The organism is Erythrobacter mangrovi (assembly GCF_013260645.1).
In the GTDB taxonomy this organism is placed as follows: domain Bacteria; phylum Pseudomonadota; class Alphaproteobacteria; order Sphingomonadales; family Sphingomonadaceae; genus Qipengyuania; species Qipengyuania mangrovi.
Genome location: NZ_CP053921.1, coordinates 878,290 through 893,508 on the forward strand (window position 1 = coordinate 878,290; position 15,219 = coordinate 893,508).

Sequence of the window (15,219 nt, forward strand, 5' to 3'; positions counted from 1 at the left end):
GACCGATGCCCACCCAACTCGACAAGGATATCCATCGCTTCACCGACGCGGTTACCGCCCCTGGCCAGATGTTCGAGCTGATCGATATCGAGCGCCGTGGCGTCACGACGCCGGCTTTCAAAAACGCCCCACCCAGCCTTGCCCACTACTTCGCGCACTTTTGTAACGAACATAAGGACACGGTCTTCCTCGTCGACGGCGACATGCGGATGACCTTTGGCGAGATCTACGCTGCTGCTGCCCATGTCGCGCATGGCCTGGTGACCAAGCACGGGCTCAAGAAGGGCGATCGCGTCGGCATCGCCGCACGCAATTCGATCAACTGGATCCTCGCCTATATGGGCACGTTGATGGCGGGCGGTTGCACCTCGCTGCTCAACGGCTGGTGGACCGGGGAGGAACTCGCTTACGGTATCGACCTGTGCGACTGTTCACTGGTCCTGGCCGATCCGCAGCGTGCTGCACGACTTGAAGGCATCGATCATTCCGCCAAGGTCGTTGTGTTCGACCATGGGGATCCGGCAACCGGTCTCGCTCCGATTTGGGAAGCAGGCGATACGGCTGCCAAGCTGCTGGCCGAGATCGGCCCCGATGACCTGGCGACGATCCTTTATACCTCGGGTTCGACCGGTTTTCCCAAGGGGGCCTATTCCGACCACCTGGGCGTCGTTTCCGGCGTGATGAATTACATTTGCCAGACGGCGATGATGCTTGGCCTGATGACCGAACGTGGCGAGGCACCGACCGTCCAGCCAAGCGCGCTGGTCACCGTGCCATTGTTCCACGTCACCGGCGAAGTACCGGTACTCCTCCAGTCGTTCGCTATCGGTCGCAAGCTGGTACTTATGCCCAAATGGGACGCCGGCGAGGCGCTGCGCCTGCTCGACGAGGAAAAGATTACCTATTTCGTCGGCGTGCCGCTGATGAGTTACGAGCTCGCCACGCATCCCGACCGCGACAAATACGACCTCTCGCAGTGCAAGAGCTTCGCTGCCGGTGGCGCCCCGCGCCCGGTCGAGCATGTCGAGCGTATCCGCGATGCGTTCCCCGAAGGCTTCCCACTGCTCGGCTATGGCCTGACCGAGACCAATGGTGTCGGCTGCGGTAACCTCAACGAGAATTACCTCGCCAAGCCCGGTTCGACCGGCATGCCGTCGAAGCCGCTGGTCGACCTCGCGATCCTCGACGATGATGGAAAGCCTCTCTCCCGCGGACAGGTTGGCGAAGTGTCGATACGATCAGTGTGCAACTTCCTTGGCTATTGGAAGAACGAAGAAGCCACTGCGGCGGCCTATACCGATGACGGATATTTCCGCACCGGCGACCTCGGCTACCTCGACGAGGACGAGTACCTCTTCATCGTCGACCGCAAGAAGGACATCATCATCCGCGGCGGCGAGAACATCGCCTGCATCGAAGTGGAAGAGGCGATTTACGCCCACCCAGACGTCGCAGAATGCAGTGTTTTCGGCTTGCCTGACGAACGCTTCGGCGAGGTCCCCGCGGCGGTCTATTACCTCCATCCGGGCAAGTCGCTTTCGCCGGAAGAACTGCAGGCTTTCCTGCGCCAGCATATCGCTGCGTTCAAGGTGCCCTCGCTGATCTGGCAAAGCACCGAGCAACTGCCGCGGCTGGGCACGCAGAAGGTCGACAAGCGCACCGTCAAGGCGACATTCGGCAAGGAGTACCTCGCCGCTTGAATTCGACCCGCATCCCAGCCCAGCGCGCGATCGTCGACCGGCGCGAACTTGCCGGAACCATCGACACGCTGGTCGCGGAGTATGGCGACAAGGCACGGCCCAAGGTGGTCGCGACGCTCAAGGCCGCGCTCGAGGCCGGGCGCAGCGAGCTCGCGCGCCGGTTGGCAGCCAAGCCATCCGCAGGCCACGAATGTGCAGGGGGCCACGCGTTCCTGATCGACCAGCTGGTCCGCGTGATCCACGATTACGCGGTCACCCACGTCTATCCCGCCGCCAACCGCTCCAAGGCCGAACGCCTCGCGATCATGGCGGTTGGGGGCTACGGGCGCGCCGAAATGGCCCCGCAGTCGGATGTCGACATCGCCTTCATTACCGGCGGCAAAGGCACGGCCTGGTGTGAGCAGGTGGTCGAGGCCATGCTCTACATGATGTGGGACCTCGGGCTGAAGGTCGGTCATTCGACTCGCACCGTCGACCAGGCGCTGCGCATGGCAAAGGATGACCTGACCATCCGCACCGCGCAGCTCGAGGGGCGCTACGTCTGGGGCGACCGCGAACTCTACGATGAAGGCGTGAGGCGCTTCGAGCGCGAAGTCGTGCGCGGCAACGAACGCGCCTTTGTCACGGAGAAGCTGGCCGAACGAAACGCGCGGCACAAGCGGATGGGCGACAGCCGCTATGTCGTCGAGCCCAATGTGAAGGACGGCAAGGGTGGCCTGCGCGATCTCCACACGCTCTACTGGATCGGCAAGTTCATCCACCGTGTCCGGGCAGCCGCAGAACTGGTCGACGTTGGCCTGTTCACCCCCGCCGAATATCGCAGCTTCCGCCGCGCGGAGAACTTCCTGCTGGCAGTGCGGTGCCACCTGCATGTGCTGACCGGTCGGACCGAGGACCGGCTGACTTTCGACATGCAGAGGCGGATCGCCGAGCGGATGAACTTCGCCGAACGCCCCGGCAAAAGCGCCGTCGAGCGCTTCATGCAGCTCTATTTCCTCCACGCCAAACGGGTCGGATCGCTGACCGGCGTCTTCCTTGCCCATATCGACGAGCAGTTCGCCGCCAGGAGCGCCAAGTCGGGCTTCTTCGCCGGCTGGAAACAACGCGGACGCAACCTCAAGGGCTACAAGGTGTTCGGCGGCAAGATCGCGGCGCCTTCGGATGACTGGTTCCGCAAGGACCCGGTGCGACTGGTCGAAATCTTCCAACTGGCCGAAGCAGAAGAGCTCGAACTCCATCCCGAAGCCATGCGGCAAGCCGATCGTGACAGCAGCTTGATCGACAATGCCGTGCGCAAGGACCCACGCGCCAACGCGCTGTTCCTCGACCTGCTCACCGGGCGCAACGATCCCGAACTGGTACTGCGCTGGATGAATGAGGCCGGGGTGCTGGGCAAATTCGTGCCCGATTTCGGCAAGGTCAACGCGCAGATGCAGTTCGACATGTACCACCACTATACGGTGGACGAGCACACCATTCGTGCCATCGGCCTGCTCAACAAGATCGAAAAGGGTGAACTGGCGGAAGATCACCCGCGCGCGACGCGATTGATTCACAAGGTCAATTCGCGCCGCGTCGCCTATGTTGCAGCGCTCTTGCACGATATCGCCAAGGGACGCGGCGGCGATCATTCGGTGCTCGGGGCGGAGGTCGCGCGCGACCTGTGCCCACGCTTCGGCATGACCGAGAGCGAAACCGAACTGGTCGCCTGGCTGGTGCTGAACCACCTGCTGATGAGCCGTACGGCGCAGAAACGCGACCTTACCGACCCCAAGACGATCGAGGATTTCGTCGGTGAGGTGCAGAGCGCAGAACGGCTGCGCCACCTCGCCATCCTTACCGCGGTCGATATCCGCGCGGTCGGGCCGGGAACCTGGAACAGCTGGAAGGGCCAGTTGCTCGGCGAATTATACGACGTCTCGAGCGAGCGCCTGCGACTGGGACACATGCGTGAAGGGCGCGAACACCGCATTGCCGGAAAGCAGCAACAGGTCTCGGAACTCCTGGGCAAGCAGGCGCACCTCGTCGAGGAGCTCGCAGCGACGTTGGGCGATGCCTACTGGATCGCTGAGCCGGTCGACATCATCGCGCAGAACCTGGTGCAATATGCCGCCGCGCGCGAGCAGGCGCACGAGCTTTCGGTGCATTGCGAATTCTACGAGGCGCGCGGCGCCACACTGGTGACCGTGATCGCCGCCGATCATCCCGGCCTGTTCTATCGCATCGCGGGTGGCATCCACCTTGCCGGCGGCAACATCATCGATGCGCGCATTCACACTACCCGGCAGGGCTGGGCGCTGGACAATTTCCTGGTGCAGGATCCGCATGGCGGGGCCTTCGCCGAAAGGAGCCAGCTCGACCGGCTCAAGAAGAGCATCGGCGACGCGCTGGCAAACCGGGTCGATCTTGCCCCTCGCCTGGCACAGCGCCCGCTGGCGCACAGTCGCGCGCGCGTGTTCGACGTCAGCCCCCGCGTCCTGTTCGACAACAAGGCCTCGAACCGATTCACCGTTATCGAGGTCAACGCACGCGACCGGCCGGCGCTCCTCAACCGGCTCGCCCGCACGCTGTTCGAGCAACGCCTGGTGGTCCACTCGGCACACATCACGAACTACGGCGAACGAGCAGCGGACACGTTCTATGTGACCGACCTGACGGGTCACAAGCTTAGCGCGGGCGAACGCATGGACGCGATCGAGAAGGCGCTGATCGAAGCCGCCAGCGACGCCTTGCAGGACAAGCTCGAAAACGCCTAGCGCGCCGCTAGCCGCGCTCTCCGAACAGCGCGGTGCCGACGCGGATATGGGTCGCGCCAAGCATGATCGCCGTTTCGTAGTCGCCGCTCATCCCCATGCTCCGGCCGTCCAGGCCGTGGTCGCGGGCAAGCTTGTCGAGGAAGGCGAAGAAGGGCGCGGGCTCGATCTCGAACGGCGGTATGCACATCAGTCCGGCCAGTGGGATCTCCGCCGCGCGAACCTGGTCAAGCAGCGCGGGTAACTCCGCAACCGGGCACCCGCCCTTTTGCGGTTCCTCGCCCACATCGACCTGAACGAAGCACGGTACCTTCCGCCCGACCTTGTCGAAGGCCTTGGCCAGAGCGGTGACCAGACTGGGCCGGTCGAGCGAATGGATACAGTCGAACAGCTGCACCGCATCTTCGGCCTTGTTCGATTGCAACTGACCGATCAGGTGCAGCGTCATATCCGGATAGCGTTCGCGCAGGGCTGGCCACTTGCCTTGGGCTTCCTGCACACGATTTTCACCGAAATGGCGCTGTCCTTGTTCCAGCAACGGTACGATCGCATCGGCTGCATGCGTCTTGCTGACCGCAATCAAGGTTACGTCGTCCGCCTTGCGGCGCGCGATCTTGCATACCTTCGCGATAGTGGCATGCACTTGCTGAAGCGGGGTCTCTGCCTTTTCCATGGCGAGGCGCTATAACGCCCCCATGCCGAGGCGCCAGTCCCTCCCGCTGTTGTGGCTCCTGTCCGATGCGCGCAATGACGCGGGACTTCCTGGCGCCTTACGCGCCCTGCCCCGGGGTTCCGGCTTCGTCTTCCGCCATTATCACCTCCAGGGAGGTGCGCGTCGCCAGCGTTACGAAGAATTGGCCCAGATCGCGCGCGAGTGCGGACATCTTGTCATCCTATCCGGCACCGAGGATTGGGGCGCGGACGGCACGTATGGCCCGCCCGATCGCCTCAGTAACGGCCTGCGCCTGGCGACAGCGCATGACGGCGATGAATTGCAGTCTGCCATCGGCGCCAAGGCGGATGGCATCTTCCTGTCACCGGTCTTTCCCACCGCCTCGCATCCCGATGCAGCAACCCTCGGCGTTCACCGCTTTCGCGTCCTCGCCCGACAATCCCCGGTGCCGGTCATCGCCCTTGGGGGAATGACCCATGAGCGCGCCGGCGAACTCGATTGGCCTCGCTGGGGGGCGATCGACGGACTCGGTTGATCGAACATTCCTTGACCTCGGAGTCCCCGAGGATTCATACTGCAGGCTCTCGACGGATCAGGGGAATACAAATGGCCACGCGCGCAGGCGCAGCACCCGACTGGCGGGCGGCATTCCGCCGCTCGATGCGCCGCGCGCTGCATATGGGCGGGGCAGGCCTGTTATTCGCTCTGCTGCTGTTCTTCGCGCTCGCGCTGGCGAGCTATACCCAGACCGATCCGAGTCCCTCGACCGCGGCGGCAGGGACCGACATCCGCAACTGGATGGGCGCAAGCGGCGCATGGGCGGCTGAACGCGCCCTCAATTTCCTCGGCCTGCCGGCAGTATTGCTTTTGCCGCTGCTCTATATTTCCGCACGGCGCCTGTGGACCGGCGTGGAAGACGCCAACGAAGAAGAGACCCCCGGCCGCTGGTGGGGACCATTCGCCATGCTGCTCGCCGCAATGGTGCTGTTGGGGACGGTGCTGGCACTGCTTTTCGATCCCGCCACAGGCTCGCTTCCCGCCGGCCTGGGCGGACTGTTCGGGCAGCTTGGCGGGCTCGCGATCGAGGGCATTTCGGATCGCTTTGGCGAAGGTATTTCGGGCTGGATTACCTTGGCATTGGCGCTGCTCTCGCTCGGTGGCGGGATCGCACTCGTCACCCGCGTCTTCGCGATCGACTGGCTGCAGTTCCTCACCCTTCCCGACTTCGTGAAGAAGACCCCGCAGATCGCCGACATCGACCTGCCACTGGTGCCCAAGCGCCAGAAGCGCGCCAAGGCGCTGGGTGGTGAAGGCGATGAGGAAGAGGTGGCCCTGCTCCAGCCGCGCCGAAGCCCCGAAATCGCGGATCCGGCGCCGGCACCTGCCAGCCCGCGTCCGGCCAAGGCGAAGCAGCGCGACATGTTCGCGAGCTTCCAGCTGCCCAGTCTCGACCTGCTCGACGATCCGCCCGAACACGCCGTGCCCAAGCTCGACAAGATGGCGCTGGAACGCAATGCGCGCCTGCTCGAGAACGTACTCGACGACTTCAACGTCAAGGGCGAGATTACCGCGGTACGCGCCGGCCCGGTGGTCACGATGTACGAGCTGGAGCCCGCACCGGGCATCAAGGCCAGCCGGGTGGTCGGGCTCGCCGAGGATATCGCGCGCAACATGTCGGCGATCTCTGCGCGCGTGTCTCCGATCCCGGGCAAGACCGTGATCGGCATCGAATTGCCCAACGCGGATCGCCAGATGGTCAGCTACAAGCAGCTCGCCGCCAGCGCCGCATTCGTCGACAACAAGGGCACACTGCCGATGATCCTGGGCAAGGACATCGCCGGCGAACCGATCGTCGTTGATCTGGCGGCCATGCCGCACTTGCTGGTGGCGGGCACCACCGGCTCAGGCAAGTCGGTCGGACTGAACGCAATCCTGCTGTCGTTGCTCTATCGGTTCACACCCGACGAGTGCCGGCTAATCCTGATCGATCCCAAGGTTCTCGAGCTCAAGACCTACGACGACATCCCGCACCTGCTCTCGCCCGTGGTGACCGAGCCGCACAAGTCGGTACGAGCGCTCAAATGGGCGGTCGAAGAGATGGAGCGCCGGTATCGCATGATGTCGAGCGTCAACTCGCGCAATATCGCCGGCTTCAATGAGAAGATCCGCGGCGCCATTGCCAAAGGCAAGCCGCTCGGCCGACGGGTGCAGACCGGCTTCGATCCGGAGACAGGCGAGGAGCTCTATGAGGAAGAACAGCTCGATTACGAACCGCTGCCGCTGATCGTGCTGATCGTCGACGAGCTGGCCGACCTCATGGTGACGGTCGGCAAGGAAATCGAGGTCCTGATCCAGCGCCTATCGCAGAAATCACGCGCGGCCGGCATTCACCTGATCATGGCGACGCAGCGCCCCTCGGTGGACGTCATCACCGGCGTGATCAAGGCCAACCTGCCCACACGCATCAGCTTCAAGGTGACCAGCCGCATCGATAGCCGCACCATCCTGGGCGAGCAGGGCGCCGAACAGCTGCTGGGCAAGGGCGACATGCTCTACAAGCCCAACACCGGCGCGATGATCCGTGTCCATGGCCCCTTCGTGGCGGACGAGGAGGTCGAGCGAGTGGCCGATCACTGGCGGGCGCAGGGCAAGCCGGATTATGTCGATGCGGTGACCGAAGAGCCTGAAGACGGTTTCGGCTTCAACTTCGAGGACGAGTTCACCGCCTCCGACAACCCGGAAGAGCGCAAATATCGCCAGGCTTGCCAAATCGTGTTCGAGAACCAGAAGGCCTCGGGCTCATGGCTCCAGCGTCAGATGGGCGTCGGCTACAACACCGCCGCCAAGTGGATCGAGCGGATGGAAGAGGAAGGCCTGGTCGGACCCGCCAATCACGTCGGCCGCCGCGAAATCTTCCGCGATCGCGACGGCAATCCGATCTAGTCCCGGATCACGCGGCCTGCTGGCGGGGTGGCTCGATGTAACGTGACGCAGGACGGATCACGCGTCCGGTCATTGCCTGTTCGCGAGCATGCGCCAGCCAGCCCGCGGTGCGACCCATGGCGAAGACGGCGGTGAAGCAATCCTTGGGGAAGCCCACCGCCTCAAGCAACAGGGCCGTGTAGAACTCGACGTTCGTATCCAGAACCCGGTCAGGCTTGCGGCGGCGCAGTTCGGCGAGTGCGACCTGTTCGACCTGTTCGGCGAAAGCGAGGCGTTCGCTTGAACCCGCCAATTTCGCAACCTGGGCCTTGAGCACATCGGCACGCGGATCGCGGGTGCGGTAGATGCGGTGGCCGAAGCCCATGAGGCGATCACCGCGGTCGAAAGCGCGGGAGATCCAGGCGGCGGCATCTCCCTCTTCAGCGATCGCGTCGAGCATGTCGATCACTGGTCCGGGCGCACCACCGTGGAGCGGTCCCTTGAGCGCACTGTAGCCCGCCAGCACGGCCGAGGTGAGGCCGGCCTGGGTCGATGCGACCACGCGCGCCGCGAAGGTCGAAGCATTGAGCCCATGATCCGAGACGGTGGCGAGATAGGCATCGAGCGCGCCAGCCCCCGCATCGCGGCCAAGCATGCGGACGACGTCGGCAGCGTGGCCAAGCGTGGGATCAGGGAAGATCGGGTCGAGCCCATCACGCTGCCTGACCAGTGCCGGCAAGGCGACCGCTGGAAGCGCCAGGAGCCGGAATGCGTCGTCGAGTCCGGACGTGTCAGCCAAACCGGCCACAAGGGCACGAACTCCGTCGTAGGGCGGCAGCTGCGCAAGGCCAGGCAGGGCAGGGTGAATGGCGTCAAACAATTCGGCTCGGGTGCTCCCCAGCCGTGCGGCGAAGACCTGTTCATCAGGGAGGTTGTCGAAGAATCCCGCGAACAACAGGTGTGCGACCTGCTCGAAGCTCCTGCGTCCGGCCAGCTCATCCAGCCGATAGCCGCGGATCACCAGTTCTCCGACTTCGCCACGCACGTCGGACAACACTGTTTCCGCCGCCACCACGCCTTCAAGTCCGCTTGCCATCTTCGTTCCTCCGAATTGTGTTGACGTCAAACTGGAGGACCTCGACAAGTGAATCAATCTTGATCAATATAATCAATATGAATGAATGGATGACCCGCGAGGAGGCCATTGCACGGCTGGGCGTCAAGCCGCAGACGCTCTATGCCTATGCCAGCCGCGGGCTGGTGGGCCGGACCGCGCAGGATGACGATCCGCGTCGCAGCCTCTATCGCAGTGCCGATGTCGAAGCCTTGGCCAAGCGCCGCAAACGAGGGCGCGCGACCGCTGCGATCGCCGCCAGTACGCTGTCCTGGGGTGAACCGACCCTTCCAACTTCCATTTCGACCGTGCGCGAGGGTGAGCTGATCTATCGCGAGCTGAGCGCCGCCGCCTTGGCGCAGGACCGCACGCTTGAGCAGGTTGCTGCGCTTCTGTGGCAGGTCGACGCAGTAGAATTTCCGGCCTGCGCCCCTGCCGACGATCCCTTCATGGCCGTGGCCGAACTCGCCCGGACGGCGCGCCCGACCGTAGGGCGAAGTCGCGAAAAGCTTGCGCAGGAAGCCTGCGCAGCGGTCTCCACCATTGCGGCAAGTCAGGGAGCGAAGGGTACGGGACCGATGCATCTCCGCCTTGCGGAGGCATTCGGAAGCGGCGGTCCGGGTGCAGAGTGCGTGCGGCGCATCCTCGTGCTGCTCGCCGATCATGAGCTCAACCCCTCGACTTTCGCCGCACGGATCGCCGCGTCGACAGGGGCTTCGATGCCCGCATGCATCCTGGCCGGCCTAGCCACCTTGTCGGGGCCGAAGCACGGCGGGGCAGGCGCCGCACTCGATGCCTTGCTGGGAGAGAGCGAAACGAGGGGCGCTACGGCTGCGGTCGATCGGTGGCTTGCATCCGGCCTGCCTTTGCCGGGATTCGGCCATCCACTCTACCCTGCCGGGGATCCGCGAGCGAAGGCGATCCTCGCCACTTTCGAACCGGATGAGGCGCTCAACCGGCTCTCCCGCGCTGCCTCCGAAACAGGGGACGCTCTTCCCAACGTGGATTTCGCCATTCTGGCGGCGGCCCGCGCGCATGGCTGGCCTCCCAACTCGACCTTCTCGCTGTTCGCTATTGCCAGGACGGTGGGCTGGGCCGCGCACGCAATGGAGCAGATGGAGTCAGGCGCCATCATTCGGCCCCGCGGGATATACCGTGCAGCCGCGTAGGGCCGTGATGGTAGATTCTCGGCGATCATTGCCAAGATTCGCATTAAGGATAGTCGGGCCAAGGAAGAGGGGAGGGCCCTGCATCAATGCCTGAAGCGTCGGAAACCGGTGCAGTCGAGGTGGAAGCCAAGCCGCGCCCACCACTGAGTCGCAACACCCTCTTGCGGGCTCTCGTCGAACTCCAGACATGGTGGCGCGAAGCGATCGTCGGCCAAACCGACCATGCGCGCACGATCGAGAACGTCCGCGTCGAATCGCTACTGACGAGCCGGTACATCTTCATGACACTGATGTCGGCGGGCATCGCGATTCTCGGCTTGCTGCTGTCCTCCCCGGCAGTCGTCATCGGGGCCATGCTGCTTTCGCCGCTCATGAATCCGATCATCGGCACCGGCTTTGCCCTCGCGACGGGCGACACCCACTGGCTCAGGCGTTGCGGGAAAGCGCTCGCAGTAGGCAGTGCGCTGGCAGTTCTGTTCTGCGCCCTGATTGTTGTCTCCTCGCCGCTGCAGACGGTAACCGCCGAGATCGCTGCGCGCACCCGTCCAAACCTGTTCGATCTGCTGGTCGCGTTGTTCTCCGCACTCGCTGGCAGCTACGCACTCATCCGCGGGCGCGAGGGCACGATCGTAGGCGTCGCCATTGCCACCGCGCTGATGCCGCCGCTGGCGGTCGTCGGTTTCGGACTCGCCACAGCCAATTGGACCGTCTTCGGCGGCGCGCTGGGGTTGTTCATCACCAACCTCGTGACGATAGCGCTGACGGCAGCCGTAATGGCCCGGATCTATGGCTATCGATCCGGCCTGACCGAACGGCAAAGCCGGCTGCAATCGCTGGTCATTGTCACCGTGTTTGTCGCTCTGGCTGTCCCGCTGGGCTTTTCGTTGCGGACAATCGCTTGGGAAGCCAACGGCCAGCGCATCGTGAACCAGGAGGTCGCCGACGCATTCACCAAGCGCGCGCGGGTGGACCAGCCCGTTGTCGACTGGGACGTCGAACCCGTTGCAATCACTGCGAGCGTGTTCACACCCGAGTTCAGGGCGGACGCAGATGCAGAGATCGCTCGGCGGCTAGAGCGGCGGCTTGGTCGTCCAGTGACCGTTACGGTCGACCAGTTCCAGGTCGGCACCGATCCGGGTGCAGCGGAGCAGGCGGCCCTAGCGCAAGCCCGCGCGCGCGAGGCCGCCGAGGCAAGCGAGCGCCAGATCGCCGACCTGGCCCAGAACCTGGCACTGATAGCCGGGGTGGAACGCAATGATGTGATGGTCGATCGCGAGAGCAGACGTGCGCTGGCGACCGCGCGCCCGCTCGAAGGCTTGCGTCTAGCTGGCTATCGCGAGCTCGAGCGCCGCCTCGGGCGCACCACGCCGGGTTGGACCGTGCAATTGCGCCCACCGCTACAGCCGCTCCCCACGATCACGCTGGATGGCGACAAGCCAGATGACTCCGGCACGCAAGCCTTATCACTGATCGAATGGGCGGCAAGACGCACTGGAAATCCGGTCGCCCTATCTGGTCCCGAGGCAGCTCTGGCTCCGCTTGTAGCGCGGCTTGAACTGGCCGGTATCCAAGTCACCAGCCGGGCTGAGCCGGGCTCAATCGTGACCGCAACCTGGACACTCAACTGACGCCATTCGGCCTTCCGATCATCAGATTTGAGAACGATCGAGGCGGGCGACCCAGGTCACTCGCCTCGCGTTTTTCCCAATCGGGGTCGTGAGCCTATCAGACAGGTGAGGGGCGGGCATGGAGCCCGCTCCTCAGCCCTGATCACATACGATAGCTCAGCTGGATGTAACCGAACTGACCCGGAATGTCGTAGGTGGTCGGATCGTAGTTCGGGCCGGTGCAGCTGAAGCAGGCCGGCGGATCGGTGTCGAAGACGTTGAGCACACCGACCGACAGACGGAACGACTCATCGAGGAACTTCGGCGTTATGCTGAACTGCACGTCGCCATAGAACCGCGAGCTGAGACGGTTGCCGTTCCCTTCGGTGACGCCGTTGATGTAGCGGCCAGTGAAGGCCGCATCGACGCTACCCAGTGCCCAGGTAAGGACGCCGTTCGCCTTGAACTTCGGATAGGACTGGTCGGGGAACCCGCGGGTGGTTCCCCGGAAGTCGATCGTCGAAGTCCCGGACGCCGTGGGGAAGGTTTCCTCATAGGTGTCGAGATAGTTCGCATTGATCGACAGACCGAAGGTACCGGCCGAAGTTTCCTCCGAACGGAAGGTCAGGGTGGCATCGAAGCCCTTGGTCTTGATCTCACCGATGTTCAGCAACAGGCCGCGGATCGCCGAAACGATACCGCTCGATGTGCGGGTGATATTGCCGCAGGCCAGCGGGTCATTGAGGAAGGCACAGCGAGTCAGTGTTTCCTGCGGGTTGATCGCCGCGATCGCGCCATCGACCGTGATGTCGTAATAGTTGACCTCAAGGCTCAAGTCGCGAACGAAGCCGCCGCGTGCCCACTCTGGGCTGTAGACCGCACCGAACAACCAGGTTTCCGAGGTTTCCGGATCGAGATCGACGTTGCCGCCGGTCAAGGTCGGAAGCTGGCCACCGTTCGGTTCATTGTAGCTGCCATCGACGGGAACACCGTTGGCATTGCAGTTTTGCCGAACCGTGGAGTTGGTCTGATAGGGCGACCCGGCAACGTTGGTGCAGGGGTCGTCGATCGGAGCATCGGCACGCGATTGGGCGCCGAACAATTCGCCCAGCGCCGGGGCACGGAAGCCTTCGGCATAGGAACCACGCAGAAGGAGGTCGGTCGTCGGCTTCCACAGCACGGTACCGGTGAAGCTGGTGTTCTTGAAGCCGGTCGAATAGCGCGCATGTCGCACGGCGCCGTCGAGTTCGAGCTGCTGGAAGAAGGGCGTATCCTTGAGCAGCGGAACGCGCAGCTCGCCATAGAACTCGTCCGAGTTATACTTGCCCGACGCCGCCTGCGCCGGAATGTCCGAACCCAGCCCCGCCTGAATGATCGGGTCGGGAGTGAACGAACCCTTCTGGTAGCGATGCTCGTAACCGACGGCGATGCCAACCGCACCACCGGGCAAGTCGAACAGTTCGCCCGACAGGTTGGCGGTATAGTCCTGCAGATCCTGGTCGCTCTTGGCGCGTTCGTCGAAGGCGATGAAGTCGAGCATCTCCTGCGTGATGGAGCCCGCGCCGCCAAAGATGTTCAGCGGAACACAATCACCGGTACAGTTAGCAAGCGGGCCGAGCGCCTGCGCAACCTTCGCCGCATTGACGTTACCGGTGAACAGCTGATGCGCATCGTTAAAGCCGATGACCGCATTGAGATCCCAGTAGAAGTTGCGGCCGCCGATATCGAAGGTTCCGTCGAGCGTCGCCGAGCCGGTCCAGGTATCCACCGTCTGGCGGTAGGTACGCTGACCGTTCTCGACCAAGCGCCGTCCGATAAAGCTGTAGGTTGCCGGCTGGCCATCGGCCCCCGAATTCAGCGTGATGCCGAACGGGTTGAAAGGGTTGGTGGCATCGATCGAGATCGTGTCGAGGAGATTGCCGTTACCAGCATCGGGTCCGATGAAGAGCGGCAAGAAGGCCGCCTGGTTCTTCGAGTTGCGGCGGTTGTAAACGAACCGCGTACGCAGATTGATCGAGTCGGAAACCTCGATCTTGGTGCTGAGCCAGGCGCCATAGCGTTCCGACGGCGTCACCAGCAGGTTGAAGGGTGCGAAGTTGAAACGGTCCGCGTTGGTGAAAGCGCGGAAATCTCCTCCGACCAGCGTGGGATCATAGACGCCGCGGGTCGTCAGCGGCGAGTTGCGTACGGTAACGCTACCGCCTGCGGGCAGCGAAGGGTTGCCCGGGTTGAACACAATACGCCCACCCAGCGTGCCCGACGAACAGCCGCCGATCGCATCGGTACAGCTGGTCTGGCCAGGGTTCGGGAATTGCGTCAACGCACGGTCGGCGGTGAGAATCTGCTTCTGATCCACGTAGTCGGCACCAAAGACGACTTCGATGCCGGGACCGCGCGTGCCGTAGCTCACGCTCAGTTCGGTCGTTTCGCCATCGCCTTCCGCCAGGTATTGGCCGTATTTGGCCGAGGCCTGGAGGCCATCCTGGCGACTCTTGGTGATGATGTTGACGACCCCGGCGATCGCGTCGGAGCCGTAAAGCGGCGACTGGCCGGACTGAAGGACTTCGATCCGCTGGATCATACCCTGCGGAATCGAGTTAAGGTCGATGGTCGAAGGAATGCCGCTGGCGGCAGTCGCCGGGACGTAACGCAGGCCGTCGACGAGAACGAGTGTGCGCTTGACCAGCAAATAACGCAGGTCGATTTCGGCGGTACCTGCGCCGACACCGCCGCCGTCCTGCGGGTTGCCGATGTTACCCGAGTTGTTCACCCGCGTGTTGAGGCCGCCAGCTGCGCTCGGCAGGCGCTGAAGGATGTCGGCGACCGACGAAAGGCCCGTCTGTTGCAACGCGCCCTGGTCGAGCGTCACAACCGGCGACGGATTGTCGAGCGGATCGCGGCGAATTCTCGAGCCGGTTACGACAATGGCTTCGGAAGGCTCCTGGGTTTCGACAACGTCAGCCCCAGCGTCTTGCGCTTGAGCTGCGACAGGGACGGTGAGCGCAAGCACAGAGGTGCTGGCAGCAAGAATGAGCGTACGACGCATCGGTCTATCCTTTGACTATGGAGACGATAGAATCGCGCGCAACTGCCATTCCGCACAGCGAAAAATGGGCAGGCGCTTCTCAAAACTTACAGTTGTAACAATTTCGTCACAGCCAGTCCTTTGGTCAAGTTTCCCAAATTTCGAGGGTACAGACTCGACATGCCTGCCAGTCGATATCGGCAGGTAAAAGAAAAGGGCGGGAGATTTGCTCCCCCGCCCTTACGTTTTCATGGGT

9 protein-coding genes are annotated in these 15,219 nt (G+C 63.5%); 6 read left to right on the plus strand and 3 right to left on the minus strand.

From position 1 onward, the window contains the following. Positions 1-5: 5 nt before the first annotated feature. Both HQR01_RS04630 and HQR01_RS04635 read left to right on the plus strand, forming a co-directional pair. Complete coding sequence (locus tag HQR01_RS04630; protein ID WP_173212976.1) at positions 6-1,700, plus strand: class I adenylate-forming enzyme family protein; 1,695 nt, start codon at positions 6-8, stop codon at positions 1,698-1,700. Next, positions 1,697-4,456, plus strand: coding sequence for a [protein-PII] uridylyltransferase (locus HQR01_RS04635; RefSeq protein WP_173212978.1), 2,760 nt, complete (start codon positions 1,697-1,699; stop codon positions 4,454-4,456). The genes HQR01_RS04630 and HQR01_RS04635 overlap by 4 nt, the downstream gene beginning before the upstream one ends. Before the next feature lie 7 nt (positions 4,457-4,463). On the opposite strand, the gene HQR01_RS04640 is transcribed toward HQR01_RS04635, so the two are convergent. Then, positions 4,464-5,126 (minus strand): YggS family pyridoxal phosphate-dependent enzyme, encoded by a 663-nt coding sequence (locus HQR01_RS04640; protein WP_173212980.1) that lies wholly within the window; start codon positions 5,124-5,126, stop codon positions 4,464-4,466. 22 nt (positions 5,127-5,148) lie between these two features. On the opposite strand from HQR01_RS04640, the gene HQR01_RS04645 reads away from it, so the two are divergent. Together HQR01_RS04645 and HQR01_RS04650 are read left to right on the plus strand one after the other, a co-directional pair. Next, positions 5,149-5,661 carry a thiamine phosphate synthase gene (locus HQR01_RS04645; RefSeq protein ID WP_234030250.1) on the plus strand — a complete coding sequence of 171 codons (513 nt, stop codon included), beginning with the start codon at positions 5,149-5,151 and terminating at the stop codon, positions 5,659-5,661. A 71-nt stretch (positions 5,662-5,732) separates the two neighbouring features. Further along, positions 5,733-8,069, plus strand: a complete 2,337-nt coding sequence (locus HQR01_RS04650) for a DNA translocase FtsK (RefSeq protein ID WP_173212983.1) — start codon at positions 5,733-5,735, stop codon at positions 8,067-8,069. A gap of 7 nt (positions 8,070-8,076) precedes the next feature. Here the strand turns inward: HQR01_RS04650 and HQR01_RS04655 are convergent, their stop codons facing one another. Next, a complete protein-coding gene (locus tag HQR01_RS04655; RefSeq protein WP_173212985.1) occupies positions 8,077-9,144 on the minus strand; it encodes a citrate synthase/methylcitrate synthase in 1,068 nt (355 codons plus the stop codon). 77 nt (positions 9,145-9,221) lie between these two features. On the opposite strand from HQR01_RS04655, the gene HQR01_RS04660 reads away from it, so the two are divergent. Then, positions 9,222-10,331: a citrate synthase gene (locus tag HQR01_RS04660; protein WP_173212987.1), complete on the plus strand. Its 1,110-nt coding sequence runs from the start codon at positions 9,222-9,224 to the stop codon at positions 10,329-10,331. Between the two features lie 86 nt (positions 10,332-10,417). Continuing rightward, complete coding sequence (locus HQR01_RS04665; protein ID WP_173212988.1) at positions 10,418-11,959, plus strand: DUF389 domain-containing protein; 1,542 nt, start codon at positions 10,418-10,420, stop codon at positions 11,957-11,959. Positions 11,960-12,101: 142 nt separating this feature from the next. Here HQR01_RS04665 and HQR01_RS04670 read toward each other — a convergent pair whose 3' ends face one another. Continuing rightward, positions 12,102-14,984, minus strand: a complete 2,883-nt coding sequence (locus HQR01_RS04670; protein WP_173212990.1) for a TonB-dependent receptor domain-containing protein — start codon at positions 14,982-14,984, stop codon at positions 12,102-12,104. Between the last annotated feature and the right edge of the window lie 235 nt (positions 14,985-15,219).

Coding starts and splice junctions, on each gene's coding strand:
- HQR01_RS04640 (WP_173212980.1), bottom strand. CDS start 5,126: ATGGAAAAGGCAGAGACCCCGCTTCAGCAAGTGCATGCCACTATCGCG.
- HQR01_RS04655 (WP_173212985.1), bottom strand. CDS start 9,144: ATGGCAAGCGGACTTGAAGGCGTGGTGGCGGCGGAAACAGTGTTGTCC.
- HQR01_RS04630 (WP_173212976.1), top strand. CDS start 6: ATGCCCACCCAACTCGACAAGGATATCCATCGCTTCACCGACGCGGTT.
- HQR01_RS04660 (WP_173212987.1), top strand. CDS start 9,222: ATGAATGAATGGATGACCCGCGAGGAGGCCATTGCACGGCTGGGCGTC.
- HQR01_RS04670 (WP_173212990.1), bottom strand. CDS start 14,984: ATGCGTCGTACGCTCATTCTTGCTGCCAGCACCTCTGTGCTTGCGCTC.
- HQR01_RS04665 (WP_173212988.1), top strand. CDS start 10,418: ATGCCTGAAGCGTCGGAAACCGGTGCAGTCGAGGTGGAAGCCAAGCCG.
- HQR01_RS04645 (WP_234030250.1), top strand. CDS start 5,149: ATGCCGAGGCGCCAGTCCCTCCCGCTGTTGTGGCTCCTGTCCGATGCG.
- HQR01_RS04650 (WP_173212983.1), top strand. CDS start 5,733: ATGGCCACGCGCGCAGGCGCAGCACCCGACTGGCGGGCGGCATTCCGC.